A 17201-nucleotide genomic window follows, 5' to 3' on the forward strand; every position below is an offset into this window, starting at 1 on the left:
CGGAATAAGGCCATATCGGGAGGTTTTTTCTGCCGCGTATTTTCAGTCTTGAGACCTTCTTAACTCCAGCGGAAAAGTCTCATGACCATGACGATTGCAGTAGATGCCAGTGGCCGAGTTGTTTCGATTAACGAAGTAGTACGCGGTCTGGCTTGTGGCTGTCGGTGCATTGAATGCAATGAGGTCGTTGTTGCTCGCCAAGGGCTACAGCGGATGCACCATTTCTCCCATGCCTCACATAAAGCGCCCTGTGAGGTCACGCCAGAAAGCTTTCTGCACCGATACGCCAAGCAGTTGGTTAAAGAAAGCTTAGGGTTGCAGTTGCCTCCGCAGCCGGGGCATCGCCCAGATTCTCAAGACCAGAGCTCCTGGTGGGATTTTGAATCCGTCAAAGAAGAACCCTGGATGGGAGACTTTAGGCCCGACCTTGTCGCTGAGCTGACGGATGGCCCGTTGTTGATTGAGTTCGCCTGCACCTCGTTTGTTGATGAGGAGAAACTGGCGAGGATCGAGCAGTTGGGTATTCGCACCGTCGAGATCGATTTGAGTGGTTTGGTCGTAACGCCCTCAGCAGAAGGTTTGCTGGAGATAAAAAGATCCATCCTGCATGACGCGACCTTAAAACAGTGGCTCTACCCGCTCCCGGAAATCGTTGTTGGCGGCGATACGTTGCTGCCTGTTGATAGCGGTGTTCAGCAGGAGCCCAGGGTGCACTTGCCTGAGCGGCAGCGGTTCACGATTCAGGGCTTTTGGGTCGATCTGCGGGTGCTTGAGTTTGGTTCTGTGGTGGTGCGTTCAGTGGCATACAGTCCAGCTATCGCTGAGCTGCTCAAGCGACTGTCGCGACGATACGCAGGTCGCTATGTGGCCAAGTACAAGAACTGGATGTTTCCTGCGTGGACAAGGTCTGCGCTTCAGGATGAGCTTAAGGCACTGGCTGATGGTGATAGCCCTGGTTTGAGTAGAGCGGTTGATCCGTCTTCACGGGTACTAGAGGCGTCGTTCACGACTGAGAGTCAGCCGGACGTGAATGGTTACCTCGATGCGCGACTCATCCTCCGGCACTACCGTACAGGGCTTGCTCCTGGATGCCTGCCTTGCGGCGAATTCAAGGCTCGTCACTATGGCATTGGGTTGGACTGTGATGCGTTGGAAGATTTCTTCCGGGCCAGTGGCGTTGAGCTTCTTGGTGTTGAGGTGATTCGGATAGCTGGGAAGGCTGATTTCATCTACGTATTACGTCGATGAGCTGATCGCCCTGGCGTGAGGGATCACTACATCCTGGGTCAGACCGCTGCTTCAGCAGGGATCTGAGGCCTTGGCCAATGGTGTCTAACTGGTATCAGGTGCTCACTAAGTTATAGTGGCGTCCGCCCATTCTCTCTTGGCCTGCGCTGCTGAAGAGAGGGGTCATCGTCGAGGTTTGATAGAAATTCTGGATGCCAAACAGCCAAGGAGACTAGGTGGTTGATTGCTGATGTTGAGCGTTTTCTGCGGGAAAACCCTGGCACTAAGGCTAAGGACATCGCCAAGCATCTTGGGGTGGCTAAAGGGGAGGTCAATTCTCTTCTTTATAAGAGTCCTGATACGTTCGCCCAAGATGCTGACCATCGGTGGGCGGTGGTGAAGACTGTGCTGACCATTGTCCTTAAAAAGGAGGCGTGGGTGGACAGTGCCTCCTTTGAGGGGGCGCTGGCTGCCGCTGGTTCGCCCTTGGATTCTGCCTGCACAGACGCTGTGTTCGTTGTGCCCAAGGGCTGCAAGATCATGATTGATGCTGCGGCGCGAATGCTAGCGCTATGCAATCAGCTCGTTTTGGTTGGCAAAACGGTGTCGATTGATTTCAGTACCTGCAAGGCAACGCTGACCTACTTCAATCGGCTAGGTTTTTTTGACCACCTAGCCGGGGCCGTAGATGTGGTTCCGGAGCGTCCTTCTCAGTCTGGAGCGGCAACCTACCGTGGTAACAACGAAGGTGTGGTTGAGCTTGCCTCTATTGATCCTCGCATTCCCGATGAGTCGATCCCCAAACGTCTGAAAAACAGCCTCGTGAGGTGTGCAGGTGAGCGCTACTCGCAGTCTGCGTTTACGTTCATTTCTGAGCTATTTGGTAACGTGCGGGATCATGCAAAGTCAGAGATTCCGGGTTTTGCAGCTCTTCAGCACTACCCGAAAGGCCGCAAGATCCAGACAGTGATCTCTGACAGCGGGGTTGGCATTGTTGGAAGCCTTCAGCCCGTTTTGGAGCAGAGATACCCGGAGCTTTTTAAGAAACTCGACTTCTCGAAATCAGAGGCAGGGCCTGAGCTGGTCTTGCATGTATTCAAGCAGGGGCGAGTCTCAAGCTCTGATGAGGATGGGCGAGGGCTGGGCTTGAAACGAAGTGGTGATGTGGCTGCTAATTTCAATGCCACGGTTACGGTGAGGCAAAAAAATTTCGAGCTGACGATGGTCTACCGCGACTCTCAATTCAACCGCAGCCACCGGCGAACGGATATGCCTACCATCCTGGGAACCCACATCTGCTTTGACTTCTTAATTGACAGCTAAAGCTCTCTCGTTAAACTGAGCAAATGAATCAGAAATCACTCACTGTCAAGCTGAGAGACTTCACCGAAGACGACCATCCTTTTGGCAATGTCCAAGGAAAGGCAACCTTTGGGAAGCTGCTCGACTTCGTCGACGCCCATCCACAGTATTCCGTTTTTGGGATCTCCCTCTCTGGTATTGAAGCGACGGATGCATCATTTCCGAGAGAAAGCGTGGTAGCTGTCGCGAAGCTCTATAGGGGGGAGCGCGGCTTCTTCCTCAAGGACGTCAAGAGTCGAGACTTGCTGGACAACTGGAGCTACGCCGCTCAGGCCAAAGAGATTCCTCTGACTGTCTGGGCCGAAGACGGTTACCAAGTCATCGGGCCTGAGATCAGCTCTTCCACGAAGGAACTGCTGGATTGCGTGCTACCTCGGCGCGCAGTTACTGCCGCCAAGGTAGCCGAAGCACTAAACATTTCGGTCGCTAATGCCAGCACTAAGCTCAAGAAGCTCAAGGATCAGGGGTTCATCCTCAGAGCCGAAGAGACCGCCGAGTCTGGCGGAATTGAGTACGTATACCGAGCCATCGGTGAATCCGCTTAAACAGCTTTACAAATCCAGAATCAGGGTGTAGTTTTGTCTCGAACCCAGGCCCTTTTGCGGTACCTGGTTAAACTGGATCAGTTAAGCAGAGTGGTGATCGACATGGCAACTAACCCCCCGGCAGGTGATGGACATCGCAATGGCGCGGTACGTCAGCGTTCCCAGACCCAGACTCCGTCTGGTCATTGGGTCAAGCGTGACACGGAAACCGGTCAGTTCATGGACGTGAAAACGTCGGACAAGACGCCGTTCAAAGGCGTGCGGAAAGAGAAATAGGAGAACAGCTCATGAGCGCGAAATACGAGATTTTCCTGGGGACGGATCGTCAGTACTACTTCCGTTTGAAGGCGCCTAACGGCGAGAAGATCCTGGCCAGCGAAGGCTATACCACAAAGGCGAACTGCCAGAATGGTATCCAGTCGGTGAAGGTCAACTCCCCATATGATGCCAATTACAAGAAGCTGACAGCCGTTAACGGTCAGTACTATTTCACCCTGCATGCAGGTAATGGTCAGGTGATTGGCAAGAGTGAAATGTATACCTCCACCCAAGGGCGTGATGGTGGTATCGCGGCGGTTAAGGCTTACGGCCCAACTGCCCAAACCGTAGATCTCACCTGACCCACCATGCTTCTACAAACCCGCTTCGGCGGGTTTTTTTGCTTCGTACGGTTCAGCCCCGAAACGAAATTATTTTCTGAGGTGGGCTGGCTTCCAGAAATCGGGGCGATTCATAAGCGATCACATTTTGATACCAACGGCCAAGCACTTGGTCTCGGCGACTTTGAGAGTATTAACTCTGAATCCATTGCTGGAGGCCGTACCATGATTGCTGTTTTGCGTAGCCGAAAACCTGAGGACAGAAAGGATCCCCCGAAGCGTCTGGTCTACCTTTGCATGGTTGCTTTGGCTCCTTGTATGGCGCTCGTAGCCTTATGGAATCAAGGAGATTTGACGCTTGTCACAGCTTCGCTGACGTTGTCTGTTGGCGCGTTTCTCTATGTAAATTTAGAGGCTATCCAGATCTATTTGAAGCCTGCGTGGGCCCGTGAGTACCATGCCAAATTGGCTCCACTGACGGCGCGCCTAACCTGTTCAGGGCTTTCTGCTGATGAGCGTCGGCAGGTGCTACGCCGAATTCAGGATCTCAATGACCGCTACCATTTGGTCACCAGTCCAGCTATCACCTACATGTGGGTTAAGCGCATGGCATTTTCGATGGCGTGCATTGCGCGATTTTTGCGTGCGAGCACTCACTGACAGGTGAGTGTATCCAGCTCTGCTACCTAGCTTCGACTTATGGGCTAAATCTGCCTCCTCTCTGGGTTCCCTCAGTCGATTCGTGGAAAGCCATGCAGGTGATGTAGGAAAGCCGAGCTTCTAATCCCGCAACGGATGGGGATTCCCTAGGGCTGTCATCCTCTCTAATCTGGGCTCCATTGACAGGGTGGCAATCCGGATCAAGCCTGTAGGTATCTGACCTGAAGGTGGCGATTCAACCGGCTTGTAGTGGCCGATCTGCGGGGCGTACGGAAAATGCCATTTATTCCGGTCGTTTAGACGAAAAATGCCACTTTATCTGGCTCAATCGTGCCAATAATGGTGCCCATTTTTTGTAAGTCATTGATTTATATAGAGTTACGACTGCCACGTTTACCGCCCGTCGACACCAGTTGCGGTGGATCAGTGCTGTCCCGCTCAGTAGGCTTCGGCAGGTGAGATCTGTAATTTCTTAGCTTCAAGCCGGGTTGCGTGTGGTGTAAGGTAAGAGTATTGACAACCTGTCAATTGAGCGGAGATGCCGACAAGATACCCTGATATCGTGCCGCCTCCCGACAGGTTGTGGCTAGCTAGAAGCCCCGTCGTTACTGGCTTTGGAAAGTAACATTGTCCGACGGTAGGTTTTGGCCCATTTACTTTGGCCGACAGGGTTCATTAAGTCTGTCCGAAGTCGCCTCCAGCCCTGTGTTTTCGCCCCTTTGAGGACGGCTATCTTTGTCTCCCTCCACAGGTCGGCAGACCGACCCTCATGGAAACCCCGGCCTGGCGCCGGGGTTTTCTTTTTGCGCCAGGTAGCCTGGATACGGGCGCCAGGGGTGCCTTGCCAAGGTGTGGTCGAGCCCCGGTTGCTCGCCGGCATTGGCACCCTGGGCCCGGGCCTCCTGGCGGCGTTGCACCGCTCCTGTGGGCAGCGGACGCCGGTCGATTCGGTCGATCGTTGCCAACCGGCCTTGCTTTGCGCCTCGCGTGAAAACAAGAAGCCCCGCTATGGCGGGGCTTCTTTTATCGAATCGGCGCACAGTGCGCCTTGCAGGGGGCTTTGCGGCCCTTCACGAGACCACCGACGGCTCCGGATGGCTGACCCGCTGCTGGATGGGGCTGATCTCGGCCATGGTCTCGCTGACCCAGGCTTCAGCGCGCTGGTTTAGCTCGGCGATGGCGCGCGGGCCTTCGCCTTCGGCGTGCATGGCCGGGCCGATCACCACCTGGATGGTGCCCGGGTACTTGGCCCAGCCGGCCTTGGGCCAATACTGCCCGGCGTTGTGGGCGATCGGCAGTACCGGTAGCCCGGCGTTGACCGCCAGGGCGGTGCCGCCGCGGGAGAACTTGCCCATCTGCCCCACCGGAATACGCGTGCCTTCCGGGAAGATCAGCACCCAGGCGCCTTTCTTCAGGCACTCGTCGCCCTGCTTGGCCAGTTGCTTGAGGGCCAGCTTGGGCTGGCTGCGGTCGATGGCGATGGGCTTGAGCAGGGCCAGGGCCCAGCCGAAGAACGGCACGTAGAGCAGCTCGCGCTTGAGTACCTGGCTGAGTGGCTCGAAGAAGCCGGAGAGGAAGAAGGTTTCCCAGGTGCTCTGGTGCTTGGAGAGGATCACGCAGGGCTTTTCCGGGATGTTCTCCAGCCCGCGCACCTCGTAGCGGATGCCGGCGACCACGCGGGTCAGCCAGATTGCGAAGCGGCACCAGTTCTGTACCACGAAGCGGTAGCGGGCGCGGAACGGCAGGATCGGCGCGATGAAGAAGCTGAGGGTGCCCCAGACGAACGCGCTGGCGGACAGCAGCAGGTAAAAGAGGACGGTTCTGATGGCCTGCACTGTCGACATGTATTCTGACCTTACTGAAGTAATGCGCTGGCGACTGCCGCCAGATCGTCGAATATCAGGGTGCCCTCTGGCAAGGGCTTGCCCAGCGTACGTACACCTTTTCCGGTCTTTACCAATACCGGCTGACAATCGACGGCCCGCGCCGCCTCCAGGTCACCGATGCTGTCGCCGACAAACCAGATACCCGACAGATCGACCCCGTAGTGCTCGCCGATCTGCCGCAGCATACCCGGCTTCGGCTTGCGGCAGTCGCAACCGTCGTCCGGTCCATGCGGACAATAGACGATGAGGCCGACCTCGCCGCCCTGCTCCGCGACCAGTTCGCGCAAGCGCGCATGCATGGCCTCGAGCACTGCCAGGTCGTAATAGCCACGGGCGATGCCGGACTGGTTGGTAGCCACCGCGACGGTCCAGCCGGCCTGGCTCAGGCGGGCGATGGCCTCGATCGAGCTGGGGATGGGGATCCACTCGTCGAGGGTCTTGATGTAATCGTCGGAGTCGAGGTTGATGACTCCATCGCGGTCGAGAATCAGCAGGGAACGGGACATCGATGCGCAGTTGGCCATGAACGGAAAGGATCGATTCTACCTCAGCCAGCCGGAGCATCGCGGATGGATCGACGAGCCCCTATGCTGGACAATCTGTACTAGATTCAATAATGGCAATGGAATGGCAATCCCAGGCCAGGGAGTCATTTGGCACGCAGCAGTGGGTGTCTCGGAGTACGTGCGAACCCCTTGGCGGGTGGATCACCGGAGTAATGCAGTAAGCGCCTATCGCATGCCAGCACGGCCGACCGGCCGTGTTTCCACCACAGGTGGAGCGGGCATGACGACGGGGAGTTCCGGGGCGTCTGCCCGTTCCCAAGGACGGTAACCGTGAAACGCCTGAAAAAGACACTGCACCTTTCAAGCTTGTCCCTCGCTTCCCTGGCTCTTTCTTCCGCCGCCCTGGCGGCCGCTCCGGTCATGCTCGACCAGGGCAAGGAATGGACCGAAAGCCACCGCCAGGACTTCTACAGCCGCGACCAGGGCTCGCAGGTGATGCCCCTGCCCTGGCTCAAGGCGTTGCGACAGCCGGATGGAACGCCTTTCCTCGCCGACAGCCTGGCCCGCTACGGCTATTTGCCCAACCCCAAGGCGCCCGCGGAAGGCCTGCCGGTGGGCTTCACCGTAGCCGGCACGGGCGCCCGGCAGATGGTCGGCATGACCTGTTCGGCCTGCCATACCCGGCAGATCGAGGTGAAGGGCACTGCCTATCGGATCGACGGCGGTCCGGCGATCGTCGACTTCCAGGCATTCCTCGCCGACCTCGATCGGGCCGTGGGACCGCTGACCAGCGATGACGCCGCCTTCGACGCCTTCGCCAAGCAGATCCTCGGGGCCAATCCGCCTCCCGGTGCGCGCGACGCTCTGCTCGCGGCGGTGAAGGAATGGTACGAGCCCTATCACACGCTGATCGAGCGCGCGCTGCCCAAGGACACCTGGGGACCGGCACGGCTGGACGCGGTATCGATGATCTTCAACCGCCTTACCGGGCTGGATATCGGCACCGCGCCGCCCTACCTGATTCCCGACAACATCAAGGCGGCGGATGCGCCGGTGCGCTATCCGTTCCTGTGGAACGCGGCGCGGCAGAACAAGACCCAGTGGCCCGGGTTCGCCGCCAACGGCAACGACCTGCTCGGCCTGGCGCGCAATGTCGGCGAGGTCTACGGGGTATTCGCCACCTTCCACCCGCAGAAGAGCAAGTTCCACCTGCTGGGCATGGACTACCTGAAGATCAACTCGGCCAACTTCCACGGTCTGGGCAAGCTGGAAGACCTGATCAAGAAGATCGGCCCGCCGAAGTGGCCCTGGGCGGTGGACAAGCACCTGGCCAGGAAAGGCGCGCTGATCTTCGCCCGCAAGACCGACGAAGGTGGCTGCGTGGAGTGCCACGGCATCCGGATCAAGGACCTGGTGCTTTGGGACACTCCGCTGAGGGACGTCGGCAGCGACAGCCGCCAGCACGCCATCCTCGATGGCCAGGTGCAGACCGGCGTGATGGAGGGCGCGCGGATGCCGTTCGGCCAGCCGCTGAAGGCGACCGACGGAGCCTTCGATGTACTCGCCGTAGCGGTGGCCGGTTCGATCCTGCAGCACTTCGTGCCGATCCTCGGTGAGAAGCACGATGCCAAGGCGGCGGCGGTCAAGCCGGAAAGCGTGATGACCGACGAAACCCGGCAACTGCTGACCGCCTTCCAGAAGCCGGTGCGTACCCAGGCCGACCCCTACCCCTACGAGTCGCGGGTCCTGCAGGGGATCTGGGCGGCGGCGCCGTACCTGCACAACGGCTCGGTGCCGACCCTGGAAGAGTTGCTGAAGCCGGCCGCGGAGCGGGTGGAATCCTTCCCGGTGGGCTCGGCCTACGACGTGGACAAGGTCGGCCTCGCCGCCCAGCAGACCCAATTCGGTAGCTATGTGCTGAAGACCACCGGCTGCGAGCAGCGTGATTCCGGCAACAGCCGCTGCGGCCATGAGTACGGCACCAGCCTGTCGGCCGAGGAGAAGCGTGCGCTGCTGGAGTATCTGAAGGTCCTGTAGTGAAAAAGGCCCGGTGTCGCGAGGACGCCGGGCCTTTTCTTCGAGGCGGGACTGGCTCAGCCGAGCAGCGAGATGTCCGCCACCCCGAGGAACGACCCGCGCAGCTTGGCCAGCAGCGCATAGCGGTTGGCGCGCACCGCCGCGTCGTCGACATTGACCATCACATCGGCGAAGAACGTATCCACCGGCTCGCGCAAGGCCGCCAGGCGGGCCAGCGCGGCGCGATAGTCGCGTGCCGCTGCCAGCGGCGCGACTTCGCTTTCGGCGTTCGCCACGGCGCTGCCCAGGGCCTTCTCGGCGGCTTCCACCAGCAGGCTGGCATCCACGTTCGGCGGAACCTCGTCCTCGGACTTGGCGAGAATATTCGACACCCGTTTGTTCGCCGCGGCCAGGGCCTCGGCTTCAGGCAACTGGCGGAAGGCCTGGACGGCCTGTACGCGCTGGTCGAAGTCCAGCGGCGAGCTTGGCTTGAGCGCGCGCACCGACTGGTACACGGCCACGTCCACGCCTTCGTCCTCGTAGCGCGCGCGCAGGCGGTCGAACACGAAGTCCAGCACCTGCTCGGCCAGGCCGGCGGCCTTGACCTTGTCGCCGTATTGCTCGACGGCGGCGTTGACCGCGGCTACCAGGTCCAGGTCGAGCTGCTTCTCGATGAGGATGCGCAGCACGCCCAGCGCAGCGCGGCGCAGCGCGTAGGGGTCCTTGCTGCCGGTGGGAAGCATGCCGATGCCGAAGATACCGACCAGGGTATCGAGCTTGTCGGCCACCGCCACGGCGGCGCCGGTCAGGGTCGAGGGTAGCTCGGCGCCGGCGCCGCGCGGCATGTACTGCTCGTTGAGGGCCAGGGCGACGTCTTCCGCTTCGCCGCCGTGGGTGGCGTAGTAGTAGCCGGCGATGCCCTGCATTTCGGGGAACTCGCCGACCATCTCGGTCGCCAGGTCACACTTGGACAGGATGCCGGCGCGCGAGGCGTTCTGCGCATTGCCGCCTATACGTTCGGCGATGTAGGCGGCCAGGCCGGAGACGCGCTGGGCCTTCTCGAACACGGTGCCGAGCTGGGCCTGGAACACTACGTTGCGCAGGCGCTCATTGAAGCTTTCGAGCGGCTGCTTCTTGTCCTGCTTGAAGAAGAACTCGGCGTCGGTGAGGCGCGGGCGAACCACCTTCTCGTTACCGCTGACGATGTTCTCCGGCGCCTTGCTCTCGACGTTGGCGACGGTGATGAAGCGAGGCAGCAGCTTGCCGTTGGCGTCCAGCAGGCAGAAGTATTTCTGGTTGTCCTGCATGGTGGTGATCAGGGCTTCCTGCGGGACCTCGAGGAAGCGCTCCTCAAAGGAGCAGACCAGCGGCACCGGCCACTCGACCAGTGCAGTCACTTCGTCGAGCAGGCTCGGCGGCACGATGGCGCTGCCCTGTTGCTCGGCGGCCAGTTCGGCCACGCGCTTGGCGATCAGCTCGCGGCGCTCGGCGAAATCGGCCAGCACATGAGCGCCGCGCAGGTCTTCCAGATACGCTGCCGGGCTGGAAATACGCACATTGTCCGGATTGTGGAAGCGGTGGCCACGGGATTCGCGCCCGGCTTTCTGGGCGAGGATCTCGCACTCGACCACATCGTCGCCGAACAGCATCACCAGCCATTGGGTCGGACGCACGAACTCCTCGCGGCGAGCTGCCCAGCGCATCCGCTTGGGAATCGGCAGTTCGTTCAACGAGGCCTCGACGATGCCCGGCAGCAGGCCGGCGGCCGGTTGGCCGGCGATGGTCTGGCTGAAGCGCAGCTTCGGACCGCTCTTGTCGATCTGCTGCAGATCCACGCCGCACTTCTTGGCGAAGCCCAGGGCGGCCTGGGTCGGGTTACCGCTGGCGTCGAAGGCGGCCTGTAGCGGCGGACCGTCTAGGTTGACGGTACGGTCGGGCTGCTGCACGGCGAGTTGCTCGACCAGCACGGCGAGACGGCGCGGCGCCGCATAGAAACGCGCAGCGGCGTAGCCGAGACCGGCAGCCTTGAGGCCCTTCTCGATACCGCTGAGGAAGGCTTCGCCGAGGCTGTTGAGGGCTTTTGGCGGCAGCTCTTCGGTGCCCAGTTCGACCAGGAAATCCTTGGCGCTCATCATTCGGCCTCCTTCAGCTTGGCCAGTACTTCGTCACGCAATTCGGGGGTGGCCATGGGAAAGCCGAGGCGCGCGCGGGCCTGCAGGTAGCTCTGCGCCACGGCGCGGGCCAGGGTACGCACGCGAAGGATGTAGCGCTGGCGCTCGGTGACCGAGATGGCGCGCCGCGCATCCAGCAGGTTGAAGGTATGCGAAGCCTTGAGGACCATCTCGTAGGTCGGCAACGGCAGCTCCAGCGCGATCAGGCGGTTGGCTTCGCTTTCGTAGAAGTCGAACAGTTCGAACAGCTTCGGCACGTTGGCGTGCTCGAAGTTGAAGGTGGATTGCTCCACCTCGTTCTGGTGGAACACGTCGCCATAGGTGACCTTGCCGAACGGGCCGTCGGTCCAGACCAGGTCGTAGACCGAGTCCACGCCCTGCAGGTACATGGCCAGGCGCTCCAGGCCGTAGGTGATCTCGCCGGTGACCGGATAGCACTCGATGCCGCCGACCTGCTGGAAGTAGGTGAACTGGGTGACTTCCATGCCGTTCAGCCAGATTTCCCAACCCAGGCCCCAGGCGCCGAGGGTCGGCGACTCCCAGTTGTCCTCGACGAAGCGGATGTCGTGGACCAGCGGGTCGATGCCGATGGCTTTCAGCGAGCCGAGGTACAGCTCCTGGAAGTTCTCCGGGTTCGGCTTCAGGACCACCTGAAACTGGTAGTAGTGCTGCAGGCGGTTGGGGTTCTCGCCGTAGCGGCCGTCGGTGGGGCGGCGGCTCGGCTGGACGTAGGCGGCGTTCCAGGTCTCCGGGCCAATGGCGCGGAGGAAGGTGGCGGTGTGGAAGGTGCCGGCGCCCACTTCCATGTCGTAGGGCTGCAGCACCACGCAGCCCTGCTCGGCCCAGTAGTTCTGCAGGGCGAGAATCAGGTCTTGGAAGGTGCGCACGGCGGGCGTAGTCTGGCTCACGAAATTCACCTGTGCTGAGGCTTCGATACAAAACGCGGAAGTATACCCGATTCCCGCGCCGCCTCGCCCGTCCCCCCGATCCCTGGAAAACCACGGAAAGCCTTATGCCACGCTGCTTCTGGTGCAACGATGATCCTCTCTACATGGCCTACCACGACGAGGAGTGGGGTGTGCCGCAGCGCGATCCCGACGCGCTGTTCGAACTTCTGCTGCTGGAGGGCTTCCAGGCCGGGTTGTCCTGGATCACCGTGCTGAAGAAGCGCGAGCGCTACCGCGAGGTGCTGTTCGGCTTCGACGTGCAGCGGGTGGCACAAATGAGCGACGCGGAGATCGACGAACTGATGCTCGACCCCGGCATCATTCGCAATCGGGCCAAGCTCAACGCTGCGCGGCAGAACGCCCAGGCCTGGCTGGAGCTGGATGACCCGGCTGGGTTCCTCTGGTCCTTCATCGGCGGCCAGCCGAAGATCAACCATTTCGCTGGTCGTGCCGAGGTGCCGGCGATTACCCCGGAAGCCGAGGCCATGAGCAAGGCGCTGCGCAAGGCCGGCTTCAACTTCGTCGGGCCGACCATCTGCTACGCCTTCATGCAGGCCAGCGGCATGGTCATGGACCATACCCAGGACTGCGACCGTTACGCCCAACTCGTCGGCTAGCCGGGCGCTCCCTGATGGATGCGTTCGGATGTTCCACGTGGAACATCGGCGCGCAGCATAGCTGGTCGCCCCGCTTCCTTGGCTGCCGCCCTCGCCCTTCTTCCTGGCGTACAATGCGCGTTCGAGTCGAGCGAGGAGTGTTTCGTGGAGAAATTCAAAGGTGCCCTGGTGGTGGGGGCCCTACGCCTGTTCGCGCTATTGCCCTGGCGTGCCGTACAAGGCGTCGGGGCCGGCATAGGCTGGCTGATGTGGAAATTGCCGAATCGATCCCGCGAGGTAGTGCGGATCAACCTGTCCAAGTGCTTCCCCGAGTTGTCCGAAACCGAACTGGAAAAGCTGGTCGGACAAAGCCTGATGGATATTGGCCGTACCCTCACCGAAAGTGCCTGTGCCTGGATCTGGGCGCCTGAAAAGTCGCTGAGGTACATCCGCGAGGTCGAAGGCATGGAAGTGCTGGAGGAAGCGCTGGCTTCCGGCGATGGCCTGGTCGGCATTACCAGTCACCTGGGAAACTGGGAAGTACTCAACCACTTCTATTGCTCCTACGCCAAGCCGATCATCTTCTATCGTCCGCCCAAGCTGAAGGCAGTCGACGAATTGCTGAAGAAGCAACGCGTGCAATTGGGCAACCGCGTCGCACCTTCCACTCCGGAGGGTATCCTCAGCGTCATCAAGGAAGTGAAGAAAGGCGGTTGCGTAGGGATTCCCGCCGACCCCGAGCCCGCGCGTACCGCTGGGCTCTTCGTGCCCTACCTGGGCACCACTGCATTGATCAGCAAGTTCGTCCCGCAGTTGCTTTCACGCGGCAAGGCGCGTGGAGTGTTCTTCCATGCGGTGCGCCTGCCCGATGGTAGCGGTTACAAGGTGATCCTCGAAGCGGCTCCGGCGGACATGTACGACAAGGACCTGGAAGTGTCTGTAGCAGCCATGAGCCGCGAGTTGGCGAAGTATGTACGAGCCTATCCCAGCCAGTACATGTGGAGCATGAAGCGCTTCAAGAACCGCCCGGATGGCGAGAAAAAATGGTACTGAGGAAAGGGCGTCGGAAGACGCCTTTTTCATATCCGGGTACTATGCTCAGCTCTGCCGCCTCCTCCGCAGGTCCCGAGGGACTCGATGGATAATCAACGACAATACCCACGAACCCCGCTCAAGTGCCGAATCCGTATCAGTCACCCGTTATTTGGCGAGCTGATGGCGCAGACCCGCGACCTCTCCGACACCGGGGTCTATGTCAAACACCCGGACCTGACCCAGCTCCCAACAGGCAGTGTCGTTACTGGCCAGGTACAGGATCTGCCGATCGACGCGCCGATCCTGCAGATGGAAGTCGTGCGAGTCGATGCGGAAGGCGTCGGCCTGCGCTTTCTCAGCGAAGCCTGAACGGTGATGTTCCACGTGGAACCCCAGGCATGAGCCACTGATCACAGAGTGGGCGAAACTGCTGCCGGTTATCGGCTAGAATGCGCGCCGCTCGGCATGGTGCCGGGCATGGGTTCCCTCACCCCATCGCGCAAAAAGGACAGTACATGTCAGCCTCTTCTCCGGCGGCCTGGCGCGGCACCCTGGCCGGCCTGATCGCCTTCCACATCTTCATCATCATCGCCAGCAACTACCTGGTGCAGTTGCCGATCACCCTGTTTGGCTGGCACACCACCTGGGGCGCCTTCAGCTTTCCGTTCATCTTCCTGGCTACCGACCTCACCGTACGCCTGCTGGGCAAGGGCCCTGCCCGGCTGGTCATCGCCCGGGTCATGATCCCGGCGTTGATCGCCTCCTACGTGGTCTCGGTGTTGTTCCAGGAAGCGGCGTTCCGTGGTTTCTCCGCGCTGCTCGAGTTCAACACCTTCGTCGCCCGGATCTCCCTGGCAAGCTTCCTGGCCTATGTGCTCGGACAGATCCTCGATATCCAGGTATTCGACCGCCTCCGTCGTTCCCGGCACTGGTGGACCGCGCCAGTCGCCTCGACCATCCTCGGCAACCTGCTGGACACCTTCACCTTCTTCTTCGTGGCGTTCTGGCGTAGCGACAATCCGTTCATGGCGCAGCACTGGGTGGAAATCGCCACGGTGGACTACGGAGTGAAGCTGAGTATCAGTCTTCTACTGTTCGTGCCGCTCTACGGCATGCTACTCAACGGCATCCTGAAGATGCTGCCGGGGCGGCCGCAGAGCAACGCTTGAGGCTCATCGAGGCAATCTGGAGGAAGGGCGCAACAGGCCGTGATGACCGTTGCGCCCTTCTTCGTTCAGGAGGTGGTAGCCCGGTGCGCGGCCGTGAGCAGCGTCAGGGCATCGCCGCCGAGCGTGACCAGGATGTGCGCCACGCGCTGAATGGGAACGCCCTGCCCCGTCCGCACTTCGATCCTTTCCAAGGCATGGAGGAGGCCGAGGAGAGCCCTGAGGCGCTCCTGTACGGATTCGAGCATCTCATTGGCGGAGGCGTTCCGGTGAACGTAGAGAATCGCTTGCTCGTATGGGTATTCGACATAGGACGGGACTGAACGCTCTTGCTTCGACATGTTGGCTCCGGAAAAGTAGTTGAAGTCAGGTGTCGCGTTCGGGCTTGGACCGAAGCGATGAGTCGAAGCTAGAGGGCCGGCAGCGGTCGCTCAATGGGGTTTTGGGCGTTCGGGATGCAGGCTACATCGTTGACAGAAGTTGCCTACGAATGTGTGGAACAGGTCTTTGTAAAAGTGTCGTCGGGGCGTGCTCGAACCGTTCTGCCAGCGCTCGATGAGCACGCCCGACCCGTCTGCCGGAACTCCGGCCGGCGGGTGGCGAGAACGCGCTGCGCAAGCCTTGGCCGGACGCTCAGGTTCTCGCCCTGTCGAGCTTGCGCAGGAACACCGTCATTTCCTTTTCGGCCTGCTTGTCGCCATGCGTCGCGGCAGTTGCCAGGCCCTGCTCCCAGGCCTGCCGGGCGCCCGCGAGATCGCCGGCAGCCTGGCGCGCCTTGCCCAGCAGCTTCCAGCCGGCGGAATACTTCGGGTCCTGCTCTACGCAGCGCTGGAGGTGTTCCGCCGCGCGTTCGGCGTCGCCCGCGTCCAGGTAGCCCTTGCCCAGGCCGAAGCGCAGCAGCGCATTGTCCACGCCTTTGGCCAGCATCTTTTCCAGACCTTCGATCATCATCCTGCCCTCTTCCAACGATGTCGGCCATTGTGCCCGGCTCCGGCCAGGCTTTGCACGGAACAGAGGGATTCGGCCGTTGCGAAGGAGGCACGCGGCCCCTTGGTGTTCGTAGGCCGAAGCCCTATCGCCGTTCGCGATAGGGCGTGCCTCAGAAGAACGTCAGGCCGGCCTGGAACAGTCGCTCGACGTCTCGGATGTATTTCTTGTCGACCAGGAACAGCAGCACGTGGTCGCCGCTCTCGATGCGGGTGTCGCCATGGGCGATCAGCACTTCCTCGTCGCGCACCAGCGCGCCGATGGTGGTGCCCGGCGGCAGCTTGATCTCGTTGATCGAGCGACCGATCACCTTGCTCGACTTGGCGTCGCCATGGGCTACCACTTCGATCGCTTCGGCTGCGCCGCGGCGCAGCGAGTGTACGCTCTCGATGTCGCCGCGGCGAACGTGGGCCAGCAGGGTGCCGATGGTCGCCAGTTGCGGGCTGATGGCGATGTCGATCTCGCCGCCTTGCACCAGGTCGACATAGGCAGGGTTGTTGATCAGGGTCATCACTTTGCTCGCGCCGAGCCGCTTGGCCAGCAGCGAGGACATGATGTTGGCCTCGTCGTCGTTGGTCAGGGCGAGGAACACGTCGGTCTCGCCGATGTTTTCCTCCAGCAGCAGGTCGCGGTCGGAAGCGCTGCCGTTGAGCACGATGGTGCTGTCCAGGGTATCCGAGAGGTGCCGGCAGCGCAGCGGGCTGCGCTCGATGATCTTTACCTGGTAGCGGCTCTCGATGGCCTCGGCCAGGCGCTCGCCGACATTGCCGCCGCCGGCGATGATGATCCGCTTGTAGCTGTCGTCGAGCCTGCGCATCTCGCCCATTACCGCGCGGATATGGGCCTTGGCGGCGATGAAGAAGACTTCGTCGTCGGCCTCGATCACCGTGTCGCCCTGGGGAATGATCGGCCGGTTGCGGCGGTAGATCGCGGCGACGCGGGTATCCACGTTCGGCATGTGCTCGCGCAGCTGGCGCAGCTCCTGCCCTACCAGAGGGCCGCCGTAGTAGGCCTTGATCCCGACCAACTGCGCCTTGCCCTCGGCGAAGTCGATGACTTGCAGCGCGCCGGGGTGTTCGATCAGGCGCTTGATGTAGTTGGTGACCACCTGCTCCGGGCTGATCAGCACGTCCACCGGGATCGCCTCGTTGTCGAACAGCCCGGTACGGGTCAGGTAGGCCGGCTCGCGGACGCGGGCGATCTTGGTCGGGGTGTTGAACAGGGTGTAGGCGACCTGGCAGGCGACCATGTTGGTCTCGTCGCTATTGGTCACCGCCACCAGCATGTCGGCGTCGTCGGCGCCGGCCTGGCGCAGCACCGTGGGGAACGAGGCCTTGCCTTGCACGGTGCGGATGTCGAGGCGGTCGCCGAGGTCGCGCAGGCGGTCGCCGTCGGTGTCGACCACGGTGATGTCGTTGGCTTCGCTGGCCAGGTGCTCGGCCAGTGTGCCGCCGACCTGGCCGGCACCGAGGATGATGATTTTCATGGCAGGAAACGG

17 protein-coding genes are annotated in these 17201 nt (G+C 61.1%); 10 read left to right on the forward strand and 7 right to left on the reverse strand.

Annotated elements, in window-relative coordinates; genetic code table 11:
* Nucleotides 1-81 precede the first annotated feature (81 nt).
* From ACYAF3_RS11410 to ACYAF3_RS11430, 5 genes are all read left to right on the forward strand, one after another.
* The gene (locus ACYAF3_RS11410) at nucleotides 82-1248 is read left to right on the forward strand and encodes a competence protein CoiA family protein (RefSeq protein ID WP_071557653.1); all 1167 of its coding nucleotides are present in this window, start codon (nucleotides 82-84) and stop codon (nucleotides 1246-1248) included.
* Nucleotides 1249-1467: 219 nt separating this feature from the next.
* Nucleotides 1468-2550, forward strand: a complete 1083-nt coding sequence (locus ACYAF3_RS11415; protein ID WP_105579229.1) for an ATP-binding protein — start codon at nucleotides 1468-1470, stop codon at nucleotides 2548-2550.
* Nucleotides 2551-2573: 23 nt separating this feature from the next.
* Nucleotides 2574-3134 carry a transcriptional regulator gene (locus ACYAF3_RS11420; protein ID WP_031756809.1) on the forward strand — a complete coding sequence of 187 codons (561 nt, stop codon included), beginning with the start codon at nucleotides 2574-2576 and terminating at the stop codon, nucleotides 3132-3134.
* Between the two features lie 287 nt (nucleotides 3135-3421).
* Complete coding sequence (locus tag ACYAF3_RS11425; protein WP_031756811.1) at nucleotides 3422-3754, forward strand: YegP family protein; 333 nt, start codon at nucleotides 3422-3424, stop codon at nucleotides 3752-3754.
* Between the two features lie 6 nt (nucleotides 3755-3760).
* Nucleotides 3761-4393, forward strand: a complete 633-nt coding sequence (locus ACYAF3_RS11430) for a hypothetical protein (RefSeq protein ID WP_126624882.1) — start codon at nucleotides 3761-3763, stop codon at nucleotides 4391-4393.
* A 1070-nt stretch (nucleotides 4394-5463) separates the two neighbouring features.
* Here the strand turns inward: ACYAF3_RS11430 and ACYAF3_RS11435 are convergent.
* Nucleotides 5464-6237: a lysophospholipid acyltransferase family protein gene (locus ACYAF3_RS11435; RefSeq protein ID WP_003100265.1), complete on the reverse strand. Its 774-nt coding sequence runs from the start codon at nucleotides 6235-6237 to the stop codon at nucleotides 5464-5466.
* Between the two features lie 11 nt (nucleotides 6238-6248).
* Nucleotides 6249-6785, reverse strand: coding sequence for a D-glycero-beta-D-manno-heptose 1,7-bisphosphate 7-phosphatase (gene gmhB, locus ACYAF3_RS11440; RefSeq protein WP_003120688.1), 537 nt, complete (start codon nucleotides 6783-6785; stop codon nucleotides 6249-6251).
* Between the two features lie 330 nt (nucleotides 6786-7115).
* Here gmhB and ACYAF3_RS11445 point away from each other — a divergent pair, with 330 nt between their 5' ends.
* Complete coding sequence (locus ACYAF3_RS11445) at nucleotides 7116-8822, forward strand: di-heme-cytochrome C peroxidase (protein WP_003111371.1); 1707 nt, start codon at nucleotides 7116-7118, stop codon at nucleotides 8820-8822.
* A 56-nt stretch (nucleotides 8823-8878) separates the two neighbouring features.
* Here ACYAF3_RS11445 and glyS read toward each other — a convergent pair whose 3' ends face one another.
* Together glyS and glyQ are read right to left on the reverse strand one after the other, a co-directional pair.
* Nucleotides 8879-10933, reverse strand: a complete 2055-nt coding sequence (gene glyS, locus ACYAF3_RS11450) for a glycine--tRNA ligase subunit beta (protein WP_031637465.1) — start codon at nucleotides 10931-10933, stop codon at nucleotides 8879-8881.
* Nucleotides 10933-11880, reverse strand: coding sequence for a glycine--tRNA ligase subunit alpha (glyQ, locus tag ACYAF3_RS11455; protein ID WP_003097276.1), 948 nt, complete (start codon nucleotides 11878-11880; stop codon nucleotides 10933-10935). Before glyQ ends, glyS begins: the two co-directional genes overlap by 1 nt.
* A 104-nt stretch (nucleotides 11881-11984) precedes the next feature.
* On the opposite strand from glyQ, the gene ACYAF3_RS11460 reads away from it, so the two are divergent.
* From ACYAF3_RS11460 to ACYAF3_RS11475, 4 genes are all read left to right on the forward strand, one after another.
* Nucleotides 11985-12536, forward strand: coding sequence for a DNA-3-methyladenine glycosylase I (locus ACYAF3_RS11460; protein ID WP_023115682.1), 552 nt, complete (start codon nucleotides 11985-11987; stop codon nucleotides 12534-12536).
* Nucleotides 12537-12680: 144 nt separating this feature from the next.
* Entirely contained in the window at nucleotides 12681-13568 is an 888-nt protein-coding gene (locus ACYAF3_RS11465; RefSeq protein WP_003123762.1) for a lysophospholipid acyltransferase, read from the forward strand.
* Nucleotides 13569-13652: 84 nt separating this feature from the next.
* The gene (locus tag ACYAF3_RS11470; protein ID WP_003114645.1) at nucleotides 13653-13919 is read left to right on the forward strand and encodes a PilZ domain-containing protein; all 267 of its coding nucleotides are present in this window, start codon (nucleotides 13653-13655) and stop codon (nucleotides 13917-13919) included.
* A gap of 146 nt (nucleotides 13920-14065) precedes the next feature.
* A complete protein-coding gene (locus ACYAF3_RS11475; protein ID WP_003097286.1) occupies nucleotides 14066-14719 on the forward strand; it encodes a 7-cyano-7-deazaguanine/7-aminomethyl-7-deazaguanine transporter in 654 nt (217 codons plus the stop codon).
* A 65-nt stretch (nucleotides 14720-14784) separates the two neighbouring features.
* Here the strand turns inward: ACYAF3_RS11475 and ACYAF3_RS11480 are convergent, their stop codons facing one another.
* The 3 genes from ACYAF3_RS11480 to trkA all read right to left on the reverse strand — a co-directional run bounded on the left by ACYAF3_RS11480 (nucleotide 14785) and on the right by trkA (nucleotide 17189).
* Nucleotides 14785-15057 (reverse strand): hypothetical protein, encoded by a 273-nt coding sequence (locus tag ACYAF3_RS11480; protein WP_003107049.1) that lies wholly within the window; start codon nucleotides 15055-15057, stop codon nucleotides 14785-14787.
* 292 nt (nucleotides 15058-15349) lie between these two features.
* The gene (locus ACYAF3_RS11485; RefSeq protein ID WP_003120685.1) at nucleotides 15350-15667 is read right to left on the reverse strand and encodes a tetratricopeptide repeat protein; all 318 of its coding nucleotides are present in this window, start codon (nucleotides 15665-15667) and stop codon (nucleotides 15350-15352) included.
* Between the two features lie 148 nt (nucleotides 15668-15815).
* Nucleotides 15816-17189, reverse strand: a complete 1374-nt coding sequence (trkA, locus tag ACYAF3_RS11490; RefSeq protein ID WP_003107053.1) for a Trk system potassium transporter TrkA — start codon at nucleotides 17187-17189, stop codon at nucleotides 15816-15818.
* Nucleotides 17190-17201 lie beyond the last annotated feature (12 nt).

The sequence above is a fragment of the Pseudomonas sp. TZ252 genome, from assembly GCF_056110345.1.